The following is a 26,360-nucleotide window of genomic DNA, read 5'->3' as shown; positions in this document are numbered from 1 at the left end:
GGGTTCCCGGGAACACGACACGACTCGGAGGTGCGGATGGCACAGGGCGCCGCGAGCATCGGCGACCACGGCTTCCTCTCGGACTGCCACACCGCCGCTCTCACCACACCCGACGGCACCGTCGACTGGCTGTGCGTCCCCCGGTTCGACGGACCCGCCCTCGTCTCGGGAATCCTGGACCCGCGCGGAGGCGGGTGGACCCTGGAGGTCGAGGGGGCGAGCCCGGCCGGACGCGCCTACGTCGACGACACGCTCGTCCTGGAGACGCTCTGGCGGGGCACGGACACGGAGGTGGCCGTCCGCGACCTGCTCGCGGTGCGAAGGCCGCGGGAGGGCGGGGCGGGCCTGTACCGGGAGGGCTTCCTCCTGCGGGTCGTCGAGTGCCGCTCCGGGAGCACGTCCGTGCGATCGCGGTTCGACGCCAGGCCCGACTTCGCGCGTGCCGAACCCGTGTGGGAACGGGTGGACGGCGGCCTGCGGGAGGCCTCGGGGCCGATGCTGTCCGGTTCGCCCGCGCCCGCGCTCGCACGGGACGGCGTGCCGGAGTACCGCGTGGAGCTGGCTGAGGGGGACACCGCCGTGTTCGCCCTGGACTACCTGGAGGGCGGGCGCCGCGTCGGCCTGGGGGAGGGGCGGGCGCTGCTGCGGGAGACCCTGGACGCCTGGCGGGAGTGGTCCCGGCGGACCGACTACGACGGGGTCGGCGCCACGCACGTGCGCCGCAGCGCCCTCACCCTGCGCGGCCTGCTCCACGAGGAGAGCGGCGCCCTGATCGCCGCGCCCACCACGTCCCTGCCCGAGTGGCCGGGAGGTCCGCGCAACTGGGACTACCGCTACGTCTGGCACCGCGACGCCGCGCTCGTCGTCCTGGCCTTCCTGCGGCTCGGGCACGCCGAGGAGGCCGGGCACTACCTGCGCTTCCTGCTGCGGATGTGCGGCCAACCGATCGACTGGATCCCTCCGGTGCAGGCGGTCGACGAACAGCCGCCGCCCGGGGAGGAGACCCTGGACCACCTCGCCGGACACGCCGGGTCCAGACCGGTCCGCGTCGGCAACGACGCCTACTCGCAGCACCAGCTGGACGTGTACGGGCACGTGCTCGACGCCGCGCTGTCCTACGAGGAGGCCACCGGCGGGCTCGGGCGCGGGGACGTCGAACAGCTCTCCTCGATGGTCGACGCGGCGTGCCGGATCTGGCGCGAACCGGACGACGGCATGTGGGAGGTGCGGTCGCGGCCGCGGCACTGGACGAGTTCCAAGGTCTACGCCTGGGTGTGCCTGGACCGCGGGGTCCAGCTGGCCACCGAGTCCGGCAAGGCGGGTGACGACGTCCCGTTGGACGAGTGGCGCAAGGAGTTGGACGCCGTGCGCCGGGATGTCCTCGACCGGGGCTACGACGCGGAGGCCGGGACCTTCACGCAGTCCTACTGCTCGTCCCACGTGGACGGGTCGCTGCTGCGGATCCCGCTCCTGGGCTTCCTGGAGGGGACCGACCCGCGCGTGCTCGCGACCCTGGAGCGGGTGGACGCGGAGCTGGGCGGAGAGGGCGGACTCGTCCGCAGGTACGACCCCGAGACGACCGACGACGGACTGGGCACCCCGGAGGGCGCCTTCCTCCTCTGCTCCTTCGACATGGTCTCCGCCCTGGTGCTCGCCGGGCGGACCGAGGAGGCGCGGCGGAGGTTCGAGGAACTGTGCGGGAGCTCTGGAGAGCTCGGACTGCACGCGGAGGAGATGGCCGCCGACGGCACCATGCTGGGCAACTTCCCCCAGGCCTTCACCCACCTCGCGCTGATCGAGGCGGCGGTCAACCTCGACCAGGCCGGGGACGGGGAGGCGCTGCACTCGTGGGTGCGCGACAGGTCGGGCGGCGCGACACGACGAAGGAGGACCGGAGCAGATGGCTGACCACAACACCACCGGGGACATCAAGGAGACGATCCAGGAGGAGGCGGAGGCCTACCGGGGCGACAGCGACCAGCCCCTCTTCGGGTACACGGCCGTGGCCTCGGGCTACCTGGCACTGGTGGGGGTCGGGCTGCTCGCCGCGCGCCGGTTCCGGGGCAGGCGCAGGGCCGAGAGCGTGGGCCCGTGGGACCTGGCGCTGATGGGGCTGACCACGCACAAGCTGTCCCGGATGCTGGCCAAGGACGCGGTCACCAGCCCGCTCCGGGCGTTCTTCACCCGCTTCCAGGGGGTCTCGGCCCCGGCGGAGCTGGCCGAGGAGGTACGCGGCCAGGGCGCCCGCCGGGCGGTCGGCGAGCTGATCACCTGCCCGTTCTGCACCGCGCAGTGGATCGCCACGGCCTACGCCTTCGGCCTGGTGTTCGCCCCCGGGGTGACCCGGGGGACCGGGGCGGTGTTCAGCGCCGTGGCGGTGTCCGACTGGCTCCAGTTGGCGTACGTGCGCCTCCAGAAGGCCCAGGAGTAACGCCGCCGCCCCCTGGAGCCGGTGCCGCCACGCCCCGGCGGCCGGTGGGCACCGGCTCCGCTCGGGCGTGGCGCCGTGACGCGCGGGGCACCGCGTCCGGTTCGACCGGGAAGACCCGCCGGGAACCTCCTCCGCGGTGGCCCTGTACCTGCGGCGCGTCCCGACCGTCGGACCTCTCCGAGGTGCGGGTAGGAGCGCCGCACCACACCGGCGGCCGTTCCGGCCGGTCTCCCCGGGGCACCGTGCCGGTCCCGGACACCCCGGGCCGGAGCACGGAGAGCACGTCGTAGAGGCGGGGGCGGGCGACCGGCCGGTCGCCCGCCCCCGCCTCCCCGCTGTCAAGACCGGTGGCGCTTTCCCCGTCCCCCGTGCTTCCCGTGGTCACCGTGCTTCCCATGACCACCGTGAACCCCGGGGCCGTCGTCGTCCGCGTGCTGCCCGTGGCTGCCGTGACCGCAGTGGCTTCCGTGTCTCCCGCGCTTCCGGCGGTCCCGACGGCCTCCGCGCCCTCGGTGGCCCCCGCAGCAGCACCTCTCCTCCGCGTCGTCCCCGGAACCCCCGGTTCCGGCCACCACGCTCTCGGGCGGCTCCCCGACCATGAGCCCGAAGACCACGTGGTCGACCAGGAACGCCCACCGCTCCCGGGGCCGGTGCCTGCGCGCGTGGGCGAGGCCGAGCGCGGGGGCCACGGCCAGCTCGTACGCGCTCCAGACCGCCACCCCGAAGACCGGACCGGTCAGCCGCCACCGCCTCACCCGGCGCGGCAGCAGCGCGAAGACGGTGCCCGCCGCCGCCCCGTACCCCCAGTGGGCCAGTTCGATCGCGGCCTTCCTCCGCTCCGGGGGGACGCTCTCCAGCAGGGCGGGCACGCCCTCCGCCAGAACGGCCTCGGGCGGTGTGCGCCGCACGAACCCCGTTCCGACCTCCACCTGCCGCATACCGCTCATGGCCATCGCACCCGCGACACCCCGCACGGCCCCCCGCAACCACGGGTGCTTCGGAGGCGAATCCGACTTCCTGCCCATCTCCCGGCTCCCTTCGCGCGCACACCCTTGCGTGTACCTCCCTGACCGCCCCGCGGCGTCTCCACACGCCTCGGCGGGGGAGTGGGTTGAAGGCGGGGGCCCTGGGTAGTTGTGGCGACCACATGACCGGAGCCGAGGAGGCCGTTCGGGGGTAGGCATGGAGGCCCGCAGGGGCACGGACGTGGTCGGAAGCGCGTCGATGGCCTGGTGGCACGTGCCCGGACAGGGGCCGCCGGTGGTCTGCGTGCACGGCGCGGGGATCTCCTCCCGCCAGACGCTGCCCGTGGTCAGGGCCCTGGAGGGGAGGATGCCCGCCTGGGCCGTCGACCTGCCGGGGTTCGGCGCGAGCACCGCACCCGACCACGCGCCCACGGTCACCGGACTCGCGGACTCCCTCCTGGCGTGGCTCCGCGTCCGCGGGATCGAGCGGCCCTGCCTGCTCGGGCTCTCCCTCGGAACGCAGGTGGTCGCCGAGGCCGCGGTGCGCGCGCCCGACGAGGTCGGGACGCTCGTGCTGGCCGGGCCCACGACGGACCCCGGGGCGCGCTCGCTGCCCGAGTTGGCCGCGCGCCTGCTGCGCGACGGCATGCGAGAGGACCTCTCCGTGATCCGCTCCGTCGTGGCCGACTACTGGGACGCGGGGCCGCGCAGGGACGTCCGCAGTCTTCTGGCCAGCCGCGAGCACCGGACCGAGACGGTCCTGCCGAGGGTGGTGCAGCCGACCCTGGTCCTGCGCGGGGGCGAGGACCCGCTCTGCCCAGGGACCTGGGCTCGGGAGGCCGCCCGGCTGCTGCCCCGGGGGCGGCTGGTGACCCTGCCGGGACAGCCCCACGCGCTCACCGCCGCCGCCCCCGGGCGGGTCGCCGACCTGGTCGAGGAGTTCGCGCGGGAGACGGCACGAGACCGGAGGGCGGAGGCCGGATGGTCGCCGAACGGCTGAGGAGGGCCGCGGCCAACGCCCGTGAGGTGCTGCGCCGGATCGTCGAGCGGCGCGGCTACGAGCGCGAGACCGCGGTCATCATCGCCAAGTGCGTCATCGCCTCCACCGGGGCCTGGGCCCTGGGCGCGCTCATGGTGGACTCCGCCCAGGTCGGCTTCGCCCCCTTCTCCGCGCTCCTGGTGGTGCGCCCCAGCGTGTACGGGTCGGTGCTCCAGTCCCTGCGCTACGTCCCCGCGGTCTTCCTCGGTGCCCTGATCGCGGGTCTGACCGGACTCACCGTCGGGCTCAACGTGTGGTTCTTCGCCCTGGCCGTGCTCGTCGCGATGATCGCGGGGCAGTTCACGATCTTCGGCGACCAGGGCAAGCAGATACCCGTGGTGGCGTCGTTCGCGCTCGCGGGAGGTACCGCGGGCAGCCCCGTGGACCTCGGAACGCTGCTGCTCATGGTGCTGGTGGGGGCCGGGGCCGCGGTCGTGACGAACACGGTCTTCGCGCCCGCCATCCGCTTCCGCGACGCCGAGAGCGCCGTGCTCGACTTCACGGACGGCCTGCGCGACCTCAGCCGGGAGATGGCCGAGGCGCTCCGCGAGGGCGGCGAGGGGCTCGCGGACGCCGGCTACTGGGCCCGGGTCGCGCAGGGGTTCGACAGCACCGAGCGCAACGCCCGGGAGTCGGTCTCACAGCAGGAGTACCGGGCGCGCCTGAACCCGCGTCGGCTCCTGGCCGGTCCCTCACCGAAGAGGGCGCCGAAGGCCTACTACGGCTGGATCCTCGCCCTGGGCCGGTCCGCGCGCCACCTCCAGTCCCTCATCCGCACCCTCCGCGCCGCCAGCGGAGGCCGGTCGCGCTTCCCCGAGCCGAGCGACGCCTTCCTCCGTGAGTTCTCCCCCCTCCTGGAGGCGGCGGCGGACGCCTTCGACGCCGTCCACCAGGCCGGGGAACCCGAGCGCGACACCGTCTCCGCCGACCTGGACTCCTGTCTGGAGGGGGGACTCCGGCGCATCGACCGGGTGCGGGAGCACATGAGCGAGGACTGGGACTCCGAACGCTGGCCCGTGCACAGCGCGCTCCTCACCGACCTGGAGCGCCTGTTCGAGGAGTTGCGGGAGGGGCACGAGAACAGCGAGGAGGGGACGTCGGGCGGTACGGCGGGGTAACGGTCCCGACAGGGGGAAGGGAACCGGCATGGAACCTTCAGCGTGCGCGAGCGCGGCGCTCCGCGCCGCCGCCGTCCTGGGCGCCCTCGTCCTCCTCACCGGGTGCGGAGCCCAGGGGATCACCGGCGGCGCGGAGGGGGACGGGGCGGGCGGAACGGACGGCCGACCGGAGCCGGGCGGGCAGGACGGCTCCGCCGGTGCCGACCCCGGCCGACCGGAGGAGGTCACCGCGGGCCTGGAGGTGCCGTGGGGACTGGCCTTCCTCCCCGACGGCTCCGCCCTGGTCGCCCAGCGCGACTCGGCGGAGGTCGTCCGCGTGTCCCCCGACGGCTCGGTCGCCGACGTCGGCACCGTCGAGGGGGCCGCGCCGAACGGCGAGGGCGGTCTGCTCGGGCTGGCCGTGCACCCGGACTTCCCCGGGGAACCGTACGTGTACGCCTACCACACCGCGGCCTCCGACAACCGGATCAGCCGAATGGAGTACGACCCCGAGAGCGGCGACGGGGGCTTCGGGGACGCCGAGGTCGTCCTCGACGGCATCCCCTCCGCCTCGTACCACAACGGCGGCCGGATCGGGTTCGGCCCCGACGGCCTGCTGTACGTCGGCACCGGGGACGCGGGCAGGGAGGGCCTGTCCCAGGACACCGGTTCGCTGGGCGGCAAGATCCTGCGGATCACCGCCGACGGGGACCCGGCCCCGGACAACCCCTTCGGCAACCCGGTCTACAGCTACGGCCACCGCAACGTCCAGGGCCTGGCGTGGGACGACGAGGGCAACCTGTACGCCACCGAGTTCGGGCAGAACGAGTTCGACGAGGTCAACCTGATCGAACCGGGCGGCAACTACGGCTGGCCCGAGGTGGAGGGCGCCGGGGGAGGCGACGAGTACGTCGATCCCCTGCTGACGTGGAGACCCGCGGAGGCCTCGCCCAGCGGCGCGGCGGTCGCGGGCGGCTCCCTGTGGGTCGCGGCGCTGCGCGGCGAACGCCTGTGGGAGGTGCCGCTCACCGGTGACGGCGGCGTGGGCGAGCCGGTGGACCACCACCAGGGGGAGTACGGCCGCCTGCGCACGGTGGTGACCACCCCCGGCGGCGACGCGCTGTGGCTGGCCACCAGCAACCTCGACGGGGTCGGGGAGCCGGTCGAGGGGGGCGACAGGATCCTGCGGGTGCCGCTGGAGTAGGCGCCCCGGCCGCCCCGCCCACCGGTGTGCGCCCGCGCACCCGGGCGGGATCCGGCGTTCCACGCGGGGCCGGGCGTTCCGTGCCGTCCCTGGTCGGCCCGCGCTGTTCCACGCCGTTTCCGCCAGCGCCCGACGTCCCGCGTTCCCGTCGGCCCACCCGGTCCGCGACGGGTCAACCCGTCGTCCCGCACGGGCGCTCCGGAGGGATTCCACGTCGCTGAACAGCACAAAAGGGAGTAGTAACGGTAAACATCCGTTTTCGTGCCCTCCTCGCGGGCACGGGCCGGACATGTCCTCCTCAGACTTACCAGGTAAGGCACGGCGCTCCGCCAAGGACGCCCGGGCGGCGGGACGGCGCGCGGGACGCCAGGCGGCCCACAGCACCTGGCTGCGCAGGCTCGCGGGTGTGGGCTTCGCCGCCACGGGCCTCCTCTACCTCATCATCGGCTACCTCGCCCTGCGCATCGCCTTCGGCGACAGCGGCGGCCAGGAGGCGGACAACAGCGGCGCCCTCCAACTGGTCGCCCAGAACACCGGCGGCATGCTGCTGCTCTGGGTCGCGGCGGCAGGGCTGGTGGGACTCACCGTGTGGCAGGCGGTCTACGCCGTCGTGGGCCTGGAGAGGGCCACCAGACGCATCGCCTCCGGCGCCCGAGCGGTGGTCTACGCCGTGCTGGCCTCCAGCATCGCGGGCTTCCTGCTGGGGCAGGGGTCTCCCCAATCCCAGGACAGCCGGTCGGAGGCGCTGACGGCCCAGATCATGGCGCTGCCCTTCGGCCGGTTCGCCGTCGGCGCGGTGGGCTGCGGCGTGATCGCCGTTGGCCTGTACCAGATCTGGAAGGCGGTGACCCGCCGCTTCACGCAGGAGCTGACGCTCGGCGCGCTCACGCCGCGACGGCGCAGGGCCGTCGTCACCATCGGCGTGCTCGGCATCGGTACCCAGGGCCTGGTCCTGGCCGCGGTCGGCGTCTTCTTCCTCCAGGCCGCGATCGCCTTCGACAAGGACCAGGCGGTCGGGCTGGACGGTGCGCTGCGGGCCTTCTCCCAGACCCCGGCCGGGCCCTGGGCGCTGGTGGCCGTCGCCCTGGGCGTCGCCCTCTACGGCGCCTACTGCTTCTGCCAGGCGCGCTGGCAGCGCTGAATGAACCCCCGGACATACGGACGGGGCCCCACGCTCTCCTGAGGGGCCCCGTCCTCCAAGGGGGGTCTTACGGCGTGGGCGGGCGCGCCGTCGTCGCCCCGCCCACGGGTCAGCCGCAGACCGAGCCGTTGAGTGAGAACCTCGCGGGCACGGCGTTCGCCCCGGACGCCAGGGTGCCGATGAAGCCGAACGTCACCTCGTCGCCGGGCTCGATGGTCCCGTTCCAGTCCGCGTTCACGGCGGTCACCGCGTGCCCGGCCTGCTCCAGCGCGCTGCTCCAGTGGCGCTCCACGGTCTGGCCGCCGGGGAAGGACCACACCAGCTCCCAGCCGGTCACGGGCTCGTCACCCGTGTTGCGGACGGTCACCTGGGTGTTGAAGCGGTCGTGCCACTGGCCGTGGACCACGTAGTCCACCTCGCAGGAGGACCCGGCGGGCAGGGAGGCGTCGCCCTGGTCGGCGACGAACCCGGACACCCAGGCCAGCGTGGAGTTCCAGTTGATGGTCAGCTCGTTGGTCGCCCACGAGTCGATGTGGTCGATGTAGCAGAACTGGGGGGCGCACCCGTCCAGGTTGGACTGGGCCACCGGGTCCCAGGTGCCGGTGTCGGAGTTGGGCCCGCCGGACAGGGTGCCCTCGGGCGGGTTGGGCAGGCGCGGGTCGAGCTGGTGGGCGTACCAGCGGCTGTGCTGGTTGACCGCGTCGTTCTCGCCGTACCCGGTCACGTACGACTGGTTCAGGGCGTTGCGTCCCAGGATGTAGTCCATGCCCTCCAGGACCGCGTCGCGGAAGCGCGTGTCACCGCCGACGTCGTAGGCGGTGGCCATCACCACCATGTTGTTGAGCACGAGGTTGTTGGAGCCCCAGGCGAAGACCCCGCCCTCGGGGTCGTAGGCCAGCCCGTAGGGGTGTTCCGAGACGTCGGCCAGGTACTGCTCGGCCCCCTCCACGACGGAGGCGCGGACCTCGTCGCGCCCGTCGAGCCCGCTCGGCACGGTGGCGAGCTGGAGGCGGCCCAGCGGGGCGGTCCAGCGCCAGTCGAACCCGGCGGAGGTGAACACGTCGGCGGTGTGCAGCTCCGACGAGACCACCGCCTCCTCGTAGTCGCCGTGACCGGTGGCCAGGTAGAGCTCCGCGGCGGCCCAGTAGAACTCGTCGGCCACGTTGTCGTCGTCGTAGGCGCCGCCGCCCTCGCCGCCGACGGTCGCGTGGCGCTCGGGCTCGGCCACCGCGGCGTTCCAGGCGGTCTCGGCCGCCTCCAGGCAGGTCGCGGCGAAGTCGGCGTCGTGGGGGGCGAACACGCGGGAGCACTGGGCGGCGGTCGCGGCCAGGTTCAGCGTGGCCGCCGTCGACGGAGGGTGCAGGTAGCGGGGCTGGGGGTCCTCGGAGGGCAGCAGGGGCAGGCCGGTCCAGCGCTCGTCGTGGACCTTGTGGTGGGCCATCCCCGCGAGCTCCTCGCCCTCGGGGACCTGCATGGACAGCAGGAACTCCATCTCCCAGCGGGCCTCGTCCAGGACGTCGGGCACGCCGTTGTCCCGCTCGGGCACGGACAGGGTGGAGTCGGCGACCCTGGCGGGGTCGCCGGTGGGCGCGGTGTGCGCGCGCTCGTAGACGCTCATCAGCTGGTGGACGGAGATGCCGCCGTTCACCACGTACTTGCCGTGGTCGCCCGCGTCGTACCAGCCGCCGGACACGTCGAGCGAGTAGTCGCACGGGGCTGAGGGGTGGCAGGTGACGTCGGTGTCGCCCTGGTTGGGCTCCACGCCCGCGTGCCCGGCCTCGCGCCCGTACCCGGGGGCGAATTCGTCGAGGATCTCGATGCCGCTGCGCTGGGTGTAGTAGAAGTCCAGGGCGTCCGTGGCCAGGGCGGCGTAGGGGTCGGCGGTGATGCCGAAGGGGTGGCTGGTCTCGCCGTCGGCGGTCAGGGTGTAGCCCTCGCCCGTCCCGGTGAAGCCGCTGAAGTCGACGGTGTGCACGTTCTGCCCGGAGGACTCGTCCAGGCCGCGGGGCACGGTGTCGCCCTCGGCCACGACCGCGCCCCCGGCGTCGGCCAGCCGCCAGGGCAGGGCCTCCTCGGCGTCAGTGACCACGGTGGCGTTCTTGGGGCCCTGCGGAAGGTAGCCGACCTGGTTGACGCGCACGCGCGGGCCGGTGTCGGGTTCGTAGACCGGGGGTTCGGCACCGCCGAGCAGAGACACGTCGTCCAGGCAGAAGGTCCAGTCCTCCTCGGCCCCGCCGATCTGGAAGGCGACCTGGGCGTCGGCCATCTCGGCCGACGCGGTGAAGACGTACTCGTAGCCGGTCGCCGTCGCGGTGAGCACGGGGCGCTCGTCCAGTTCGGTGCGCCAGGGGTCGACGGGCTCCTGGATCAGCGCGCGGACGGGCAGGCCGTCGGCGCCGGAGGCGGTGAACGTGAGGGAGTAGGACTCCCCCGCCACGAGGGGGATGTCGTTCTGGCCGACGATCTGGTCCCACGGGTCGCTGGTGCCGCCGGGGACCGCGACGCACAGGGCTCCGTCCTCGCTGACGGCGAGGTCGATCCCCTCGGTCGCCCACCAGCCGGTGGTGCCGTCGGTGAAGTCGCCGTTGGTGATCTGCTCGACCGGTTCGTCGTCGGCCTGGGCGGGGGAGGCGACGAGCAGGCTCGTGCCCAGTGCGGCTGCGGCGCCGAGCGCCGCCGCGCGGTTTCTTCGTGCCGGACTCAACGGGGGGTCCTTCCGCTGGGGGGTAAGCGGCCGGAAGCACTGGGAGCGCTCCCAATAGTATGACCATTGTTGTGTCGTGTATCACAGCTGTCAATGGGGGCAAACGCACGAACCAGCGGGCGGCGAAGGAGGCGGGACACATCCGCAGCGGAGCCGGTGGCCAGCGGGGGCGGGCGGACGCGGGCGGGCCCGGCTCCGGGGAGCCGGGCCCGCCACCGGCGTCAGTCCTTGAGCAGCCCCGCCGCGATGACCTCCCCGACCAGGGCGCGGCGCACCTCGTCGGCGTCGCCCGTGTGCCCCAGGTGGCCCGTGGCGGCGCGCAACTGCGCGCGGACCGCCTCCACCACGGCGTCGCTGCGCAGCACCTCGGCGACGGGGGCCGCCTCGACGGCCTCGTTCCACTTGCGCAGGGTTTCCAGCCGTCCGCGGTCGACGGCCTCACGGGTGATGTGGAACAGGGCGTCGATGTTGCGCTGGTAGGCGTCGGCGTCGGTCAGGTCGACGTCGATGACCTCCACCGGCCGGTTGCCGCCGTCGTCGTCGGGGCGCAGGTGGTAGACCTTCCAGAGGCGGCCGTTGGTGAGGATCACCCACTCGGCGCCCTCCTCGACGGCCAGGCGCCGGGACACCTGGATGTTGCGCTGGTCGAGCCCCTGGCCGACCCGGCGCACCTCCACCGGCGCGAACAGCTTGCCGTCCAGCACGATCGCGTAGTCGATCGAGTCCCCGCTGGTCCGGTACTCGGTGGTCATGTCCTGGTACTTGCTGAAGTTCAGTCCGACGCTGAAGAAGTCGGCGACGAGCATGCGGGTGTCGCCGTCGTTGGCGTCGCGCTCCAGCAGGTCGGCCAGCGGCCCCGAGAGGCGGTCGACCGCCGCCGCGACCCGACCCCGGACCGAGGCCTCCCAGCTCAGGGTGGTGCTGGTGAACTCACTCGTCCTGGTCATGACCTGGGTGTCTTCAGCGTCCATGAACGTCCGTTCCCGTGTGTGTCGAGGAGCCCCGCCGTACGGCCTTCGCCGGGACCGGAGGAGCGGGTTGCAGGGGGGAGGAATCCGGCCACGATGCTACAACTCACGCCGCTGACCGGGCGCCTCCGGGACTCCGGAGGAGGACGGCCGCCCCCTCCGTTCCGTGAGGGGTGGAACAGATGGGACGGAAGGAACAACGGACATGTTGCGGTACTAGACTGGCGCGGCTCTCGAACCCCCCTGTAGAACAGGAAAACGTTGGCTTCCCGCTGCCCCTACGCCGAACTCCACGCCCCCGAGTTCCACGCCGACCCGCACGACGTCTACGCGCGGATGGCCAAGGAACACGGCTCCGTCTTCCCCGCCGAGATCTCACCCGGGATCAGCGCCTGGGTGGTCGCCGACTACGCGCTCATCACGGCCTGGTGCAGGGACACCCGCACCTTCCGGCGCGACTCCCGGCTCTGGCGCGACTGGTCCGAGGGGCGCGTCCCCGACGACGCCCCCGTGGCCGCGATGATGGCCTACCGCCCCAACCTGCTCTTCGCCGACGACGACGCCCACGCCCGCCTCAAGCGGTCGGTGGTCGACTCCCTGGGCCGAGTGCCCGAGAGCCGCGTCGGCGAGAGCACCCGCCGCCACGCCGACAGCCTCATCGACGCCTTCGTCGAACGCGGCAGCGCGGACCTGGTTCCGGAGTACGCCCGCCTGCTGCCGCTGCTGGTGCTCTGTGACCTGTTCGGCTTCTCGCGCGAGGTCGGCGAGCGCGTCCTGACCTCGCTCGTGGACCTGTGGGACGGCAACGACGTCGTGCGCGCCAACGCCGAGTACGAGCGCGCCCTGTCCGACGCCATCTCGCACAAGCACGCGTCGCCGGGGGAGGACATCACCACCTGGCTGCTCCAGCACCGGGCGGGGCTCACCGACGAGGAGATGCTGCACCAGCTCGTCGTGACCATCGGCGCCGGCGCCGAGCCGACCGCCAACCTCATCACGGCCGCCACGCACACGATCCTCACCGACCCCGAGGTGAGCCGGGCCCTCAACGGCGCCCTCGTCGGGATCGACGAGGTGGTCGAGCAGGTCCTGTGGCGCGAGCCGCCCATCACCAACTACCCGGTCCTCTACCCGGTGCGCGACGTCGAGATCAGCGGCGGACGGGTCATCCGCAAGGGGGAGCCCATCCTCCTCGGCTACGCCGCCGCCCACACCGCGATGGCCGAGAACGGGCCCGACATCGAGCACGTCACCCGCGCCCACCTGGCCTTCGGCGTCGGCCCGCACCGCTGCCCGGCCCACGGGTTCGCCCAGGCCATGGCCCAGGTCGGCGTCGAGGTCCTCACCAAGCGCCTGCGCGGCCTGCGCGTGGCCGCCCCGGTCCCGCACTGGCGCGTCTCCCCGTTCGCGCGGGCCCTGGCCGAACTCCCCGTGGAATTTCCGCCCGACTCCCCGAAGGGAACACCGCCATGGCAGCAGACATCCCCGTCCTCCACCCCTACGACCTCCACCGACAGACAGCCGGACTCCGCGACCGCGGCCCCGTCGTCGAGGTTGAGATCACTGGTGGCGTGGTTGTTCGGGCGCTGACCGGCCACGACGTCATCATGGAGGCCCTCGCCCACCCCGGCGTGCGCAAGGAGGCGCGGCACTGGCGGGCGTGGGCGCAGGGCGAGATCCCCATGGACTGGCCGCTGATCTCCTGGGTGGCCCCGGACAACATGCTCACCGCGGACGGCGACCGCCACCGGCGCCTGCGGACCCTGGTCTCGCAGGCGTTCACCCCGCGCCGGGTGGAGGAGCTGCGCCCGAGGATCACCGAGATCACCGCCGAACTGCTCGACGGCCTCGCCGCCGCCGGACCGGGGCCGGTGGACCTCAAGGCGGCGCTGGCGCTGCCGCTGCCCATGACGGTCATCTCCGAGCTCTTCGGGGTCGGGGCCGAGCACCGCGGCACCCTGCACACCCTGATGCACCGGGTCTTCGACGCGACCACCACCCCGGAGGTGGCGGCACAGACCAACGCCGACATGCAGGCCTTCCTGGCGGAGCTGGCCGAGCGCAAGTCCCGCGAGCCGGGCGACGACCTCACCAGCGCGCTGCTCCAGGCGCGGGCCGAGGGCGACGAGCGGCTCTCCCACACCGAACTGGTGTGGACGCTGATCCTGATGATCGGCGCGGGCTACGAGACCACGATGAACCTCATCACCAACGCCGTGCACGCGCTGCTCACCCACCGGGACCAGCTGGAGCTGGTGCGGTCCGGCGGAGCCTCCTGGGCCGACGCGGTCGAGGAGACCCTGCGCTGGGACGCCAGCATCCAGTACCTGCCGCTGCGCTACACGGCCGAGGACGTCACCCTGGCGGGCACGCGCGTGCCCGCGGGGGAGGCGCTGCTCATGGGCTTCGGCGCGGCGGGGCGCGACCCCGGGCGCCACGGCGACGACGCGCACGCCTTCGACCTGCGGAGGGAGCAGCGGGGGCACCTGGCCTTCTCGCACGGTCCGCACTTCTGCCTGGGCGCGGGACTGGCCCGGCTGGAGGGCGTGACCGCGCTGGAGGCTCTCTTCACGCGTTTCCCGGACCTGCGCCTGGCCGAGGGGGCTCAGGTGGAGCAGGCCCCGTCCATCGTGGCGAGCGGTCGGGCCGCGCTCCCCGTCGTCTGGGGCTGAGGCCGTCCGGCCCGGGGACCGTTCGCGGCCCCGGGCCGGTTCCGGTCTCCGGGCGGACCGGGGCGGGCCCCGGTCCGGATCAGGAACCCGCTCCGGCACCGGGGGCAGGGGCGGCGCCGGTCCCGGACGGCAGGTTCCGCAGACGGAACTCCCGCGGGCTCAGCCCCCGCAGCCGCTTGAAGGCCGTGCTGAACGAGGAGGGGTCGGCGTAGCCCACGGCCCCGGCCACCTTCGCCACGCTCAGTTCGGGGTCCGCCAGCAGCTCCTCGGCGGTGTACATCCGCCACTCCGTCAGGTAGCCCAGGGGCGACTGGCCCACGACCTCGGTGAAGCGCTTGGCGAAGAGCGCGCGCGACACCCCCGCCCGGGCGGCCAGGGCGCCCACCGTCCAGGCCTCGTGCGGACGCCGGTGGACGGCCTCCAGCGCGGGTCCGGTCACCGGGTCGACGGCCCCCCGGTACCAGGCGGGGGCGTCGGCGCCCTCCTGCTCGAACCAGCAGGCCAGGCTGCACACCAGCCCCATGTCCACGACGCGGTCCACCAGGGCCTGGCCGCCCGGGAGGTGCCGCCGGGACAGGGCGTCCCTCGCCGCGTCGAGCCAGAAGACGTCCTCGGCCTCCTCGTTGAGGACCAGCGTGGGCGGCAGGGTGCGCAGCAGCCGCTCGTGGCGGCTCCGGGTGGCACGGTAGGCGGTGACGATGAGGGTGGTGGCGCCCGCGGTGGCCTCGTCACCAAGGCTGCCGTTCGCGACGCCGTCGTTCGGGGACCCGGCGGGGGGCCCACCGCCGAGGCCGCCGTCCCGGAGGCCGTCGCGCCGGGGGAGTCCGTTCGGGGGAGCGCTGACCGACCCGCCCCCGGGTACCGGGTCGAGGCAGTCGATCTCGTGGTCCCGGTGGGGGCGGCGGAGCGAGGCGGGGCTGTCCGCGAGGTGGAAGGGGTCGGGGCCGCGCACGAGCGCGGTGTCGCCCGCGCCGAGCCTGAGGGCGGTCCCGTCGGGCATGGCCACCGACCCGCCGCCGCTGATCACCGTCAGCATGGTCAGCGGCGCGCCGCCGGTGAAGCGGATCGTCCACGGCGGGTCCAGCGAGGCCTGGCTGACTGAGGCTCCGGCGGAGCGGATGCCGCTGAGCATGTCGCTCAAAGGGTCCATGGGAGTGAGTGTAGACGCACGCCAAAGAAACAGAGCTTTTCGGCTATGGAACGTCCACGCCCGCTGGTCTGTACTGGGTTCATGAACCAAGAGCCCTTCACAGCCTCCGACTCCTTCGAGCCCTCCGAGTCCGTCACGCCGACCGGGCGCACCGCGCTGGTCGTGTTCGCCCATCACCGCCCGGACTCCCTGACCGCCGCCGTGGCCGCACGGGCCGCGGCGCGCCTGGAGGCGGCCGGGTACCGCGTCGACCTGCTCGACCTGCACGCCGAGGGGTTCGACCCCCGCAACAGCGAGGCCGACGAACCCGACTACGGCAACCGGGACAAGGTCTACTCCGACGAGGTGCACGCCCACATCCGCCGCGTCCACGCCGCCGAACTCATCGTCCCCGTCTTCCCCGTGTGGTGGTACGGGCTGCCGGCCCTGCTCAAGGGCTGGATCGACCGCGTGTGGAACTACGGCCTCGCGTACGGCCGCAGCAGATCCCCCATGGCGGGCAAGCGGATGCTGTGGCTGGCCCTGGCCGGGCTCGCCGAGGGGGAACAGAACGCGGACCTGGTGTTCGACCTGCTCGACGGGCCCCTGCGCCGGGGGATCTCGGAGTACTGCGGGATCTTCGACGTCCACACGGCCGCGCTGTTCGACAGCGAGGCCCAGGACCTGTCCGGTGCGGCCCGGGAGCACCACTACCGGGAGCTGTTCGCCGAGGCCGATGCGGCGGTCGACAAGCTCCTCGCCGGATGAGCCGACCGGTGGGGCCGACCGCTTCCCTTGGGGCCGCCCGGATTCCGTCCGGGGAACGCGGACCCGCGCACGGGTCCCCGCCGAGGGGAGCGGCCTGCGGCCGCGCACAGGGAGGGGCCGCCCCCGCGCTCGGCGGTGGGCGGCCCCTCCCGGACCGGAACGGCTCGCGGCGGCCGCGCGCCGTCAGGTGTTGGTGTTGACCAGGTGCTCCACGAAGGAGCGGTAGTCGCGCAGGGCCACCCGGAGCGACTCGGTGTCCGTGCCCGCTCCCTCGTCCCACGCGGATCGCAGCGCGGAGCGGCGCTCCTCGATCTCCGCGACCACGGCGTCGGCGACCTCCGCCGCCAGCGCGTCGGCCTCGCGCACGGCGCCGTGGGGGTCGTCGACGAACTTGCCCTGCGTCGCGTTCCAGCGCTCCCGGACTCGTTCGAGCTTCGCGCCCCGCGCCCGGGGCCCGTCCGCCGCGTCAGGGCGGTCCGCTCCGGCGCCCGGCTGCTCCGGCACCCGGCCCGGCGCGGTTCCGCGTCCGCCCGGCCTGGCGTGTCCGGCGGGTCCGGGGCCGGTGTGGTCACCGCCGACGGGGCCCGTGCGGTCGGGACCGGGAGCGCCGGCGGGCCCGGGGCCGGTCCCGCGTCCGGGGTCGTTCACCTCGGCGTCGACGGTCACCGGCTCCGCGGTACGGGGGCCGGTCCCGTTTCCGGGCGTCCGCGCCCGGTACTGGTCCGATTCGGTCTCCCGGTTCGTGCCGGGGCCGGGTACGCGTTCCACCATGTCCGCCTCCTCGTGTCGTCGGTTCCTCGGCGAGAAGCTGCCGGGGCCGGTCACAGACCCGCCTCCGGTCCCCTCTCCCGGTGCGGCCGCTCCACGGCGGCGCGCTCCGTGCCCGCGGCCGGAGCGGTGTGGTCGACAGCGGTCCGCCCCGTGCCAGGGCTCCGGTCCGTCGTGCCGTCGGCCGTCGGCAGGCCGCCCATCAGGGACTCCACCAGGCCGCGGTAGGACACCAGCTCCTCGCGCAGGTGCTCGGTGCCGCTCTGGCCCGCCTCCGCGGAGCGCCCGGTGGCGTGCGCGCGGCGGAACCCGGTGACCGCGGCGGAGTGGTCCACCGACAGGTCGTCGAGGCGCTGGTCGAAGGCGGACTCACCGTCGGCCGCGGACGCGGGGCCGGGGTAGCCGCGGTCCGCCATGATCGCCTCCACCAGTCCGCGGGCGTCGCGGACGGCGCGGACGGGATCGTCGACGAACTCCTGCTGCACCGCGGCCCACGTCTGGGTGTGCGCCACGCGCTGCTGGTCGCTCAGCTCGCGGAGCGTCATGTTGTCGCGGCGGCGGAGCCTCTCGGACAGGGCGTTCTCGGCGGCCGTCCTGTTGCCGTGGACCTCCACGGCGCGGTCGTACTCGGCGCCGAAACGCTTCTTCAGCCGGGCGGTGCGCCGGGCCGGAAGGATCGAGGACCGCGCGGCGATCGCGATTCCTCCGGCGATGACGACCACCACCACTAAGGCGATGATGACAATTATTCCGGTCTCCATCGGAGCACCTCCTGCCATATCGCACTGCCCCCCAAGGCCCGCCCAAAACTCGGCCACGGTTCGGTCAGGCGACCGTGGAGGGCGTACATGCAGGTGAGGGGCGTTGTGGCGATATTACGAGACTATCACGGAGGGTGGGGATTACGCCCTCCCCGCGTAGTGTGCACCGGCGTGCGCCACTCACCGGACCGGACGTGCGCACGCGCCGGAACGCGCTCTCCCTTTCCGGGGGAATTCCCGTTCCCGCCCTTCGCGGCGAAGGGTTCCCGGTGAAGGGGAATTCCACCGGGGGGAGGCCCGCGTGAACGGCGAACGCGCCCCGAGCCGCCGCACGCGCGGCCCCGGCCCCGCGCGGAGCCGGTCAGGGCGTGGCGCGCGGGAGGGTGATCGTGACGACGGTGCCGGAGGGGCCGCTGTCGATGCCCACCTCACCGCCCTGGGCCTCGACCAGGGAGCGCACGACCGACAGGCCGAGCCCCGAGGTGCGTCCCGATCCGGTGGTGCGGGTGGTGACGAACGGTTCGAACACGTGGGGGAGCACCTCGGCGCTGATCCCCGGACCGTCGTCGGCCACGGTGAGGGCGATCGTGTCCCCGCCGCCGCGTGCGGTCACGGTGGCGCGGGTGCCGGGCGGGTTGTGGTCGACGGCGTTGGCGGTGAGGTTGGCCAGGCACTGCTCCAGGCGCGACTGGTCGCCGAGCAGGACGTCCGGCGGCGGCTCCTCCAGGGTGACGGCGTCGGCGTGCGGCAGGGCGTCGAGCCGGGCCCGCACGTCGTGGAACAGGTCGGGCAGGAACACGGCCTCGACGCGGACGTCGATCTCGTCGCCGCCGCGGGCCACCGCCATGAGGTCCTCCAGCACGCGGCGCAGGCGGTGGAGTTCGGCGCGCACGACCGCCGCCTCCGCGGTGCCCAGCAGTTCCAGGTGCCCCTCGGCGACCGAGAGGGGGGTGCGCACCTCGTGGGAGATCGCGGCCAGGTACCGGCGCCGGTTGCTGTCGGCCTGCTCGATGCGGGTCAGCATCTGGTTGATCTCGGTGGCCAGTTCGGCGATCTCGTCGCGGGTGGCGGGCACCGGGACGCGGGTGGCCAGGTCGGCCGGCGAGATGGCCTTGGCCGCGTCGGAGACCTCCCGCACGGGGCCCAGGGTGCGCCGCACGACCAGCCACAGCACGACCCCTCCGCCGACCACGCCGATCGCCCCGGCGAGCCCGGCCCACAGCAGGACGGTGGCCGCCGTCTCCCGAGTGGAGTCCAGCGGGGCGGCGACGGTGACCACGGCCAGGGTGTCACCGGCGTCGTCCACGACCCGGGTGTCGAGCACCCGGAGCGGGCCCGCGTCGGTGTCGAGCGTGCGCAGGGTCCCGGGTGCGGCCTCGGGGGCGTCGCCGCCGCGCATGAGGCCCGCGACGCGCGAGGGGCCCCCGGTGCTCTGCAGCCGCACGTCGTTGACGGTCACCAGCGTCACGTGGCGGGCTCCGCTGGGGCGTACGGCGAGCGCCTGACGGGCGGCGCGCTCGGCCTCCGGGCCCGAGACCACGCCGTCGAGCCCGGCGGCGGCGGGCAGCCGCCCGTCGAGGGCGTCGCCGACCAGCGCCGACTCCTCGCGCAGCAGGTGGTCGATGTCCGCCAGGCCCGACACGCGCACCAGTTCGTAGGTGAGCAGGGCGACGCCGCCGATGACCAGGGCCATGACCAGCAGCGACCGCAGGACCACCCGGCCGGTGAGGCTCACCGTGCGCCGTCCCCGAGCCGGTACCCGGCGCCGCGGACCGTCTGGATGCGCTCGCTGCCGAGCTTGCGGCGCAGCTGGCTGACGTAGACCTCCACCACGTTGGAGGCGCCTTCGAAGTCGTAGCCCCAGACCCGGTCCAGCAGTTGGGGCCGGGAGAAGACCTGCGTCGGGTGGCGGATGAGCACCTCCAGCAGCGCGAACTCACGCGCCGAGAGGTTGACGGTGCGCCCCTCCACCGAGGCGGTGCGCGCCCCGAGGTCGAGCACCACACCGCCCGCGGCCAGCACGTCGCCGCGTTCCTGGCCGCCGCCGCGCAGCCGGGCCCGCACGCGGGCCAGCAGCTCGCTCACGCTGAACGGCTTGACCATGTAGTCGTCGGCCCCGGCGTCGAGGTTGGCGACCCGGTCGCTCACGGCGTCCTTGGCGGTGAGCACGATCACCGGTACCGAGGGGCGGCGCGCGCGCAGCCGCCGCAGCACCTCCTCACCCGGGATCCCCGGCAGCCCCAGGTCCAGCACGACGAGGTCGACGTCCGACGACAGCGCCATCGTCAGCCCGTCGATCCCGTCGGCGGCGGTGAGCACCTGGTAACCGGCCGTCTCCAGCCCGCGCCGCACGAAGGAGACGATCCCCTCCTCGTCCTCCACCACCAGAATCGCCAAGGCCGTGCCCCTCCCCGTTTCCCCGTGTCGCCTCCCACCGTGGCGGAGGCCGCTGAACCGTTCCTGAGCGCAACATGAAGAAGGCCCTCATGTCGACCTCATGCCGCCATCATCGCGCCGCCGCATGCTGGGTGGTACACAGACCTTCGAGCACGTGAGCAAGGGATCCGCGATGCAGACCAAGACCATCATCATCCTCTCCTCCGCTGCCGCCGCCGGACTGCTGACCGTGGGCACGGTCGGCTACCTGGTCGCCGGCGACCCCGAGCAGGAGGTGGCCCCGATCGCGCTCACCGGCGTCACCGCCGGGGCCGACTCCGAGACGGGCGGGAACGGGCAGTCGCAGCAGAGCGAGCCCTCGACCCGGACGGTCGACGGGCTGGAGCAGCTCGTGGGCGAACTGCGCGCCGGGGACGACGTCGACGACTGGTCCGTGTCCGGGGTCGAGGTCGACTTCGGTCCGGAGGAGTGGCTGCTGACCAACCCCGAGCTGGAGGACTTCGACGGCAACGGCACCGTCGAGCCGCTCCTGGACGAGCTGCGCGGCCTGGAGGGCACCGAGGTCACCCTGGGCGTGCGCTACGAGGACGACGATGACGACGAGGGTGAGGACCGCGACGACGCCGACGTGTTCACCGTCAACGGCACCGCCTTCCGCGACACCGACGGCGGCCCCGCCCCCTGGCAGAACACCGGTGAGCAGGCCGCGGCCGACCGCGAGACGGTCTCCGCCAACGCCGCCGCCGCGGTCGGCGAGGGCGCGACCACCGAGGACGTCGAGCGCCAGGACGAGGACGGCTGGGACGGCTGGGACGCCGAGGTGCGCGGCGCCGACGGCCAGGAGTACGAGGTCATCCTCGACGCCGCGGGCGAGGTCGTGGACGTGCGCGCCGAGGACTGACGGCCGCGGGACGCGTCCCCCGCGGGGACCGTCGGGGTCGGCGCCTCGGGCGCGGTCGGGGCAGGCCGCGCCGGGGAGCCGACCCGTTCGCGCTCCCGGGGCGCCGCGCGGTGGTGACGGCGTCCCCGTCCCCGACCGCACCACTACCGTTCCAGGCCGGGACCCTCCTGCGCACCACGGTTGCGCCGACCACCGTCAGGGGAGGACGTGTTGGCGGCTCGTACGCCCGGGGGAGTCGGTCTCCGCTGGGAGCTGCGCACGGTCCCGGTGGTTTTCATCGCCTCCACGTAACGCGTGCGTTCCTCCCGGGTGGCGGAGAAGTACTCGTGCGGGATCGATGGCAGGTCGGCGTTGTCCACGCCGCGCTGACCCGCCATGAACACGGCCTTCTGTACCTTCTGGTGCCAGTCGTGTCTGGCGAGCTGTTTGTCCTGGCCCTCGTAGGCCACAGCGGCCACGCGGTCGGCCCGCGCGTGCAGAGCCAACATCGCGGGAGCGGTCTGAGCGGTGAGCCCTCCGCCTCTGATGAGGCCCCGGGCGTGCTCCCAGTACTCCGTCAGCCAGTCCTGGGCCTGGGGCCGCGTGCCGTCAGCGGTCAGCTCCCCCCGTCTGATGAGCTCCCGTGTGCGCTCCGAGTGCTCCGCCAGCCAGTTCCGGGACCGGGGCCGGACGTCGGCACTGCTTGCCGTGGTCCGCTCCCCGGCGGATTCCCGACTCCTTCCGACGGAGACGCGGTCCAGCGTGCCCGCACGGTCACCGGGCGACGCGACGTGGTGGGTCGGCGTCCTGGGCAGCAGCAGCTCGGTCCCTGTCGCGTGCTCCGCCACCCGGTCGAACCGCTCCACACGCGTGTCGTACAGGTCGGACATACCGAACCGATCGAAGAGGGGACGAAGGTCCTCGATCTGTCGGCGCACGATCTCGACGTCGCCGGGGGAGAGCGGATTGTCCACCCAGGAACGCACGTGTGGTCCGACCTGTCGGAAGAAGGTGCGGACGAAGGGGTTCTCCGTGTCCGGGAAGGGAGCGTGCGACGCGGTGCCGGGGTCGGCCGCGATCAGACTCCGCTGTCCTCCTAGGACGAGATGGTCGGTGGTCACACCTTGGACGGCGGTCAGCGAGTGGTGCAGGCCGAGGAACACACCGTCGCGGGTCTCGTGCAGTCCCTGGTCCGCCAGGTCGGACAGGTTCCGATAGCGGGCGGAGACCGGTTCACCGGGCATGTGGTCGGTGTAGACCTCGCGGAGCCCCACCGGGTACGACAGCGGGACGCGGGCGCCGACCGCCCGGCCGACGTGCGCGTCGAGCACCTTGACCCTGGCGTCCTCGGTCCGCTCGTACTTCTCGTAGACGGCGCGGGTGCCGTCCTCGAACGTGGCCAGCTCCCTGTTCAGGAAGCCGTCACCGTGTCCGAGCGTCCGTCTGGCGACCACGCGCGCTCTGCTGACCGGGTGCGCGGGCAGAGGGAGCGCGCTGGTGCGGGGCGCGGCGTCGGCCGCGACGGTGGCGGGGGAGGGTTCACCGCGCAGCACCGAGTCGAGCTCGGCCCGGATCCTGGGCCAGCTGTCGGAGAAACCGGGGTGCAGGTTCAGGTCCCGGACCTTGGAGAGGGGGATCCAGCTCAACGCCACGGACTCGTCCCCGACGGGCCGGACCGGCTCCAGCCGGTCGACCGAGGCGATCACGGTGTCGTACGACCAGCCGCCGTGATCGTCCCGGACGACCCGCTCGGCCCGGATGTGGTCGGCGTCGAGTGTGCTCTCCTCGACGGCCTCGCGGACGGCGGCTTCGGCCGGGGACTCGTGGCTTTCGCGCGCGCCGCCGAGGAGCGACCAGGTCCCTCCCTGGTCGGTGTCCGCACCCCGGTGGTGCATGAGCACGAACGTCTCACCGTTCGCGGCACGGTGGACCGGCAGCAGCCCGGCGGCACCGAATCGGCCCCAGTGCGCGTGGCCTTCGGCGCAGTCCACCCAACCGTCGCCCGTCATCGCGGGCATCTCGGGTGCTCGGGGACGCGGTGCGCCGCGGTCCGGTATCGCCTGGATACCGGCTACCAGGGACCGGGCCGCACTCACCCACGTCGTGTCGGCCTCGCTCAGGAGGTGTTGCAGGGCGAGCGCGTTCGCTCTGGCCGTGGGGATGTCGAGCAGGATCTCCCGCACGTTCTCGGTCCAGCGTGCGACGTCCACCTGGTCCTCGAAGCCCTGCTCGACAAGCATGAGGCGGGTGATCTCGGACGGGAAGCGTCTCGTGTCCCCGAAGAGGGCCCCGACCCCGCTCGTGGTGGGCACCACGACGGGCAGCCCCGCTCCTGCGGCCTCCAGCCCGACCAGCCCGAAACCCTCCGCGCGCGAGGGCATGACCATCACGTCGGCCTGCCGCATGTCGGACAGGAGTTCGTCCCGGTCGATCGAGAACGGCTTGACCACGACCTCGCGACCGGCGATGGCGGACAGCCTTTCCCGCACCTCCTCCATGGTCTCCGGGGCGGCACCGCGCACGGTCAGTTGGACGTCCATACCCTCGTCCGACAACCGGCGGACCATGAGCGCGGCGTGATGGGCGCCCTTCTGCGGCGCGTCACCGCGCCCGACCAGCAGCACGTGGCGTGTCCGCTCCCCGTCCCAGGGAGGGAGCCGCTGCTCCTCGAAGGGCACTCCGGGAACGATCTGGTGGATGGCGGGAACGTGGTCACCCGGGTTGGTGGCGGCGAGCCGGCGGGCTTCCTCCTCCAGCGTCGGGCCGACCGCCGCGACCATGTCGGCGGCGGCGACCATGCGGCGTTCGATGCCTTCGAACTCCACCTCCAGGTCCGGTCGGTTCGCCACCCGGGCCAGCGCACCGGTCACCATGTGGACCACCTGGACGAACGGTGTGTCCGGGTACCTCTCGTCGCGCACCCGTAGCGCTTCGGGGCCGGAGTATCGGCTGTGCCCGATGATGGCGTCCACGTCCGACGGCAGCTCCTCGCCGTCGTAGACGAGCTGTTCCTGCTCGCCGCGGCCGGGGTCGTACTGCCGGGGACCGATGAGGTGGACGCGGCTTCCGGGAGTGTCGGGCGGCACCTCGTGGCCGACACGTACGAAGACCTCGTGTCCGGCGGCCGCGAGTCCTTCGACGAGGTTGCGGTTGACGGCCACGATGCCGCCCTTGTGGGGGTCCCACTCCGTGCAGTAGGCGAGGATACGCAGACCGGTGCGCTCCGCGCCGCCCTGTCGGGCCAGCCGCGCCCACTCCTCGGCGAACTCCAGCCAGACCGCCTCGCCGTCGGCGGGGTGTGTCCGGGCCAGGCGCCGTTGGTAGTCCTGGAGCAACCGCTCACGCGACGACCGCGCGTACTCGTCCATCACTGACTGCTCCTTGGTGCGTTCTCCGGAGACTGATCCGGGGTTGGATGCTCACGGACAGCGGTGGGTTTCCGTATCGGATCGAGGGCTACCGCGAATGCTCGGAGCCGCGTCCTCCGTCACGGGAGCGGGGTGACGGAGTGCGTCGATGGGGGCACATCCGTCGCGAGGGTACGGAACGTCCTGGGTCCCGTACTCGGCTTCGCATGGCCGCGAGGACACAAGCGCTCTCTTGCCCGGGCGAGGAATGGCGCAGAGGCACGACGATAGATAACGGGCATCACAACAAACTGTGTGATAAGGCATCGTACATGTAAGAATTGCCTGTAAACGCGCAGCGACCCGGGTTCAGGCCGTGCCGCTGTCACCCGGGGAACAGGATGACGGAGGACGTCCGGACCTCGAAGATGTGCCGAAGGCAAGCAGAGCGGGACGAGGAGCAGGGATGACCGACGACAGGGTTCAGACCGAGTACGCGCGCCTACGTGAGGCCGCGATCGGGGTCCTCGACGCGATGCCGGAGGTGGAAGGCCCGCCGGAGCGGGTCGACGCCGCACTGCGGAATCTGCGTTCGGCACTGGCGGGGGGCACGTCCGCGCCGCTCGACACAGCCCGCGAAACGCCTGACCCCTTCGAGTACTCGCTCGCGGCGAAGCGGTACGCGGGTCGGCGCGCGGAGCCGATCACTCTGCCGCAGCGGGCAGCCGACCTGCGACGGCGGCTCGACGGAGACCGCGGCCCGCAGGTGCGGCCCTCCGACGGGCCGTCCAGCGACGTGGTCATCACGGAGCTGCGCGCGATGATCGTCGCCGGACTGCTGGAGGAGCTCGCCGCCCGGATCTCCCCGGGAGCCGCCTTCGGTCCCGGCCGCGACGGCGAGGCACTGGCGCGGCTCGCCGAGGACCTGGCGAAGGAACTGCTGTCCCAGACGTTCGTCGGGGAGTAGAGGCGGACTTCCGGCCCCGGCGGCCGACCGTACCCGCACACCGGTCCGGCCCGTGGCGGGAGCACGGCCGGTCCGCTCCCGCCCGGTCGGGTCAGACTGCACGGACGAACTCCTCGGCCGACCGCCGCGGACCCGCCCTAGGATCGGACCCGTGACCGCTCCTAGCCGATGGGAAACCGGCCTGCCCGCCCTCGTGCTGGCCGCCGCCGCCCTGCTCGGCGGCGCGGCGGGCCTGCTGATCGCGCCCCACGCCGCCCCCGTCGTCCTGGCCTCGACCCTCGTGCAACTGGGCGCCACCGCGCTGGGCTGGCGGCTCGGCGGCCGTTCCGCGGTGATGCCCGGCGTGGTCGCGGTCGTGACCCTGGGCATCGCCCTCGAACCCACCCTGCGCGAACTGCTGCGGCTGGGCGCGGTCCCCTGGGCCGTCCTGGCGCTCGCCTTCGGCACCCTCAACCTGGTGCGGAGGGCCCGGAGCATGACCGAGCTGGCCACCGGTGTGGTGCTGTTGTCAGCGGCCGCTGCCGTGTCGGCGTTCGTCACCGCGCGGGGCGGAGCCCCCCTGGTACCGAGCCTGCTCGCCTCGTCGGTTCCGGTCCTGGGCGGCGCCCTGGTGGCCACCGTCCAGCGGCTCGACGAGGCACGCCGGGACAGGCTGTCGCGCCCCGCCGTCCCGCCGGTCCCCACCGGGGGCGACACGGGGGACGCACGGCAGGCACTCCTCCTGGTGGCGCTGCGGGCGGAGGGCATGTTGACCGCCGCACGCGACGAGACCGCCGCGGCCCAGGCCCGCGACCTGCGCACGGTCGCACTACAGGGGCTCAACGCGCCCGACGCCGCCTCCGGACCCCGGCTGACCGTGCGCATCGACGTGGCGCCCGCCGGAGCTGAGGGCGAACAGCGGGCATCCGAACCCGACAGGCCCGAGACGCCGACCCTGTCGGAACGCGAGGGCGAGATCGCGCGCCTGCTGACCACGGGCGCCTCCAACGCGCAGATCGCCCGCGAGCTCTACCTGAGCGAGGCCACCGTCAAGGGGCACGTGTCCCGGATGATGCGCCGCTTCGACTGCGGCAACCGCACCCAGCTCGCCCTGATGGCCGCCCGCTGGTTCGGCTGAGGCGT

The 26,360-nt window shown here is 73.4% G+C and carries 21 protein-coding genes; 12 read left to right on the top strand and 9 right to left on the bottom strand.

What is annotated here, in order from left to right; all coding sequences use genetic code 11:
- Nucleotides 1-36 precede the first annotated feature (36 nt).
- Together ACSTA4_RS28150 and ACSTA4_RS28145 are read left to right on the top strand one after the other, a co-directional pair.
- A complete protein-coding gene (locus tag ACSTA4_RS28150; protein ID WP_444961707.1) occupies nucleotides 37-1,908 on the top strand; it encodes a glycoside hydrolase family 15 protein in 1,872 nt (623 codons plus the stop codon).
- Nucleotides 1,901-2,431, top strand: a complete 531-nt coding sequence (locus ACSTA4_RS28145) for a DUF1360 domain-containing protein (RefSeq protein ID WP_013155558.1) — start codon at nucleotides 1,901-1,903, stop codon at nucleotides 2,429-2,431. Before ACSTA4_RS28150 ends, ACSTA4_RS28145 begins: the two co-directional genes overlap by 8 nt.
- Nucleotides 2,432-2,769: 338 nt before the next feature.
- Here ACSTA4_RS28145 and ACSTA4_RS28140 read toward each other — a convergent pair whose 3' ends face one another.
- Nucleotides 2,770-3,378: a hypothetical protein gene (locus tag ACSTA4_RS28140; protein ID WP_444961706.1), complete on the bottom strand. Its 609-nt coding sequence runs from the start codon at nucleotides 3,376-3,378 to the stop codon at nucleotides 2,770-2,772.
- Between the two features lie 235 nt (nucleotides 3,379-3,613).
- On the opposite strand from ACSTA4_RS28140, the gene ACSTA4_RS28135 reads away from it, so the two are divergent.
- The 4 genes from ACSTA4_RS28135 to ACSTA4_RS28120 all read left to right on the top strand — a co-directional run bounded on the left by ACSTA4_RS28135 (nucleotide 3,614) and on the right by ACSTA4_RS28120 (nucleotide 7,877).
- On the top strand, nucleotides 3,614-4,396 hold the full coding sequence (locus tag ACSTA4_RS28135; protein ID WP_444961705.1) for an alpha/beta fold hydrolase: 783 nt from the start codon (nucleotides 3,614-3,616) through the stop codon (nucleotides 4,394-4,396).
- Nucleotides 4,378-5,553, top strand: a complete 1,176-nt coding sequence (locus tag ACSTA4_RS28130; protein ID WP_444961704.1) for an FUSC family protein — start codon at nucleotides 4,378-4,380, stop codon at nucleotides 5,551-5,553. The genes ACSTA4_RS28135 and ACSTA4_RS28130 overlap by 19 nt, the downstream gene beginning before the upstream one ends.
- A gap of 28 nt (nucleotides 5,554-5,581) precedes the next feature.
- Nucleotides 5,582-6,736, top strand: a complete 1,155-nt coding sequence (locus tag ACSTA4_RS28125; RefSeq protein ID WP_444961703.1) for a PQQ-dependent sugar dehydrogenase — start codon at nucleotides 5,582-5,584, stop codon at nucleotides 6,734-6,736.
- Nucleotides 6,737-7,025: 289 nt separating this feature from the next.
- Complete coding sequence (locus ACSTA4_RS28120) at nucleotides 7,026-7,877, top strand: DUF1206 domain-containing protein (protein WP_444961702.1); 852 nt, start codon at nucleotides 7,026-7,028, stop codon at nucleotides 7,875-7,877.
- Between the two features lie 109 nt (nucleotides 7,878-7,986).
- Here ACSTA4_RS28120 and ACSTA4_RS28115 read toward each other — a convergent pair whose 3' ends face one another.
- Together ACSTA4_RS28115 and ACSTA4_RS28110 are read right to left on the bottom strand one after the other, a co-directional pair.
- Nucleotides 7,987-10,581 (bottom strand): glycoside hydrolase family 9 protein, encoded by a 2,595-nt coding sequence (locus tag ACSTA4_RS28115; protein ID WP_444961701.1) that lies wholly within the window; start codon nucleotides 10,579-10,581, stop codon nucleotides 7,987-7,989.
- A 221-nt stretch (nucleotides 10,582-10,802) separates the two neighbouring features.
- Entirely contained in the window at nucleotides 10,803-11,552 is a 750-nt protein-coding gene (locus tag ACSTA4_RS28110; protein WP_444961700.1) for a hypothetical protein, read from the bottom strand.
- Between the two features lie 258 nt (nucleotides 11,553-11,810).
- Here ACSTA4_RS28110 and ACSTA4_RS28105 point away from each other — a divergent pair, with 258 nt between their 5' ends.
- On the top strand, nucleotides 11,811-13,139 hold the full coding sequence (locus tag ACSTA4_RS28105) for a cytochrome P450 (RefSeq protein ID WP_444961699.1): 1,329 nt from the start codon (nucleotides 11,811-11,813) through the stop codon (nucleotides 13,137-13,139).
- Nucleotides 13,121-14,221, top strand: a complete 1,101-nt coding sequence (locus tag ACSTA4_RS28100; protein ID WP_444961698.1) for a cytochrome P450 family protein — start codon at nucleotides 13,121-13,123, stop codon at nucleotides 14,219-14,221. Before ACSTA4_RS28105 ends, ACSTA4_RS28100 begins: the two co-directional genes overlap by 19 nt.
- A gap of 79 nt (nucleotides 14,222-14,300) precedes the next feature.
- Here ACSTA4_RS28100 and ACSTA4_RS28095 read toward each other — a convergent pair whose 3' ends face one another.
- Nucleotides 14,301-15,371 carry an AraC family transcriptional regulator gene (locus ACSTA4_RS28095; RefSeq protein WP_444961697.1) on the bottom strand — a complete coding sequence of 357 codons (1,071 nt, stop codon included), beginning with the start codon at nucleotides 15,369-15,371 and terminating at the stop codon, nucleotides 14,301-14,303.
- A gap of 81 nt (nucleotides 15,372-15,452) precedes the next feature.
- Here ACSTA4_RS28095 and ACSTA4_RS28090 point away from each other — a divergent pair, with 81 nt between their 5' ends.
- Nucleotides 15,453-16,118, top strand: a complete 666-nt coding sequence (locus tag ACSTA4_RS28090) for an NAD(P)H oxidoreductase (RefSeq protein WP_444961696.1) — start codon at nucleotides 15,453-15,455, stop codon at nucleotides 16,116-16,118.
- 183 nt (nucleotides 16,119-16,301) lie between these two features.
- On the opposite strand, the gene ACSTA4_RS28085 is transcribed toward ACSTA4_RS28090, so the two are convergent.
- From ACSTA4_RS28085 to ACSTA4_RS28070, 4 genes are all read right to left on the bottom strand, one after another.
- Nucleotides 16,302-16,889 (bottom strand): hypothetical protein, encoded by a 588-nt coding sequence (locus ACSTA4_RS28085; protein ID WP_444961695.1) that lies wholly within the window; start codon nucleotides 16,887-16,889, stop codon nucleotides 16,302-16,304.
- A gap of 50 nt (nucleotides 16,890-16,939) precedes the next feature.
- On the bottom strand, nucleotides 16,940-17,647 hold the full coding sequence (locus ACSTA4_RS28080) for a hypothetical protein (protein WP_444964294.1): 708 nt from the start codon (nucleotides 17,645-17,647) through the stop codon (nucleotides 16,940-16,942).
- A gap of 361 nt (nucleotides 17,648-18,008) precedes the next feature.
- On the bottom strand, nucleotides 18,009-19,382 hold the full coding sequence (locus tag ACSTA4_RS28075) for an ATP-binding protein (protein ID WP_444961694.1): 1,374 nt from the start codon (nucleotides 19,380-19,382) through the stop codon (nucleotides 18,009-18,011).
- Nucleotides 19,379-20,044, bottom strand: a complete 666-nt coding sequence (locus ACSTA4_RS28070; RefSeq protein WP_212642320.1) for a response regulator transcription factor — start codon at nucleotides 20,042-20,044, stop codon at nucleotides 19,379-19,381. Before ACSTA4_RS28070 ends, ACSTA4_RS28075 begins: the two co-directional genes overlap by 4 nt.
- 172 nt (nucleotides 20,045-20,216) lie before the next feature.
- On the opposite strand from ACSTA4_RS28070, the gene ACSTA4_RS28065 reads away from it, so the two are divergent.
- The gene (locus ACSTA4_RS28065; RefSeq protein WP_444964293.1) at nucleotides 20,217-20,945 is read left to right on the top strand and encodes a PepSY domain-containing protein; all 729 of its coding nucleotides are present in this window, start codon (nucleotides 20,217-20,219) and stop codon (nucleotides 20,943-20,945) included.
- A 143-nt stretch (nucleotides 20,946-21,088) separates the two neighbouring features.
- On the opposite strand, the gene ACSTA4_RS28060 is transcribed toward ACSTA4_RS28065, so the two are convergent.
- Entirely contained in the window at nucleotides 21,089-24,292 is a 3,204-nt protein-coding gene (locus ACSTA4_RS28060; RefSeq protein ID WP_444961693.1) for a glycosyltransferase, read from the bottom strand.
- A gap of 445 nt (nucleotides 24,293-24,737) precedes the next feature.
- Between ACSTA4_RS28060 and ACSTA4_RS28055 the strand changes: the two genes are divergently transcribed.
- Together ACSTA4_RS28055 and ACSTA4_RS28050 are read left to right on the top strand one after the other, a co-directional pair.
- The gene (locus ACSTA4_RS28055) at nucleotides 24,738-25,238 is read left to right on the top strand and encodes a hypothetical protein (RefSeq protein ID WP_444961692.1); all 501 of its coding nucleotides are present in this window, start codon (nucleotides 24,738-24,740) and stop codon (nucleotides 25,236-25,238) included.
- Nucleotides 25,239-25,389: 151 nt separating this feature from the next.
- Nucleotides 25,390-26,355, top strand: a complete 966-nt coding sequence (locus tag ACSTA4_RS28050; RefSeq protein ID WP_444961691.1) for a response regulator transcription factor — start codon at nucleotides 25,390-25,392, stop codon at nucleotides 26,353-26,355.
- Nucleotides 26,356-26,360 lie beyond the last annotated feature (5 nt).

The sequence above is a fragment of the Nocardiopsis sp. M1B1 genome, assembly GCF_052466615.1.
This window is presented reverse-complemented; position numbering and strand designations above follow the sequence as displayed.

Bases quoted from the DNA above. Each gene is read 5' to 3' on its own strand.
- ACSTA4_RS28150 (WP_444961707.1), top strand. From the start codon at position 37: ATGGCACAGGGCGCCGCGAGCATCGGCGACCACGGCTTCCTCTCGGAC.
- ACSTA4_RS28145 (WP_013155558.1), top strand. From the start codon at position 1,901: ATGGCTGACCACAACACCACCGGGGACATCAAGGAGACGATCCAGGAG.
- ACSTA4_RS28140 (WP_444961706.1), bottom strand. From the start codon at position 3,378: ATGAGCGGTATGCGGCAGGTGGAGGTCGGAACGGGGTTCGTGCGGCGC.
- ACSTA4_RS28135 (WP_444961705.1), top strand. From the start codon at position 3,614: ATGGAGGCCCGCAGGGGCACGGACGTGGTCGGAAGCGCGTCGATGGCC.
- ACSTA4_RS28130 (WP_444961704.1), top strand. From the start codon at position 4,378: ATGGTCGCCGAACGGCTGAGGAGGGCCGCGGCCAACGCCCGTGAGGTG.
- ACSTA4_RS28125 (WP_444961703.1), top strand. From the start codon at position 5,582: ATGGAACCTTCAGCGTGCGCGAGCGCGGCGCTCCGCGCCGCCGCCGTC.
- ACSTA4_RS28120 (WP_444961702.1), top strand. From the start codon at position 7,026: ATGTCCTCCTCAGACTTACCAGGTAAGGCACGGCGCTCCGCCAAGGAC.
- ACSTA4_RS28110 (WP_444961700.1), bottom strand. From the start codon at position 11,552: ATGGACGCTGAAGACACCCAGGTCATGACCAGGACGAGTGAGTTCACC.
- ACSTA4_RS28095 (WP_444961697.1), bottom strand. From the start codon at position 15,371: ATGGACCCTTTGAGCGACATGCTCAGCGGCATCCGCTCCGCCGGAGCC.
- ACSTA4_RS28090 (WP_444961696.1), top strand. From the start codon at position 15,453: ATGAACCAAGAGCCCTTCACAGCCTCCGACTCCTTCGAGCCCTCCGAG.
- ACSTA4_RS28085 (WP_444961695.1), bottom strand. From the start codon at position 16,889: ATGGTGGAACGCGTACCCGGCCCCGGCACGAACCGGGAGACCGAATCG.
- ACSTA4_RS28080 (WP_444964294.1), bottom strand. From the start codon at position 17,647: ATGGAGACCGGAATAATTGTCATCATCGCCTTAGTGGTGGTGGTCGTC.
- ACSTA4_RS28065 (WP_444964293.1), top strand. From the start codon at position 20,217: ATGCAGACCAAGACCATCATCATCCTCTCCTCCGCTGCCGCCGCCGGA.
- ACSTA4_RS28060 (WP_444961693.1), bottom strand. From the start codon at position 24,292: ATGGACGAGTACGCGCGGTCGTCGCGTGAGCGGTTGCTCCAGGACTAC.
- ACSTA4_RS28055 (WP_444961692.1), top strand. From the start codon at position 24,738: ATGACCGACGACAGGGTTCAGACCGAGTACGCGCGCCTACGTGAGGCC.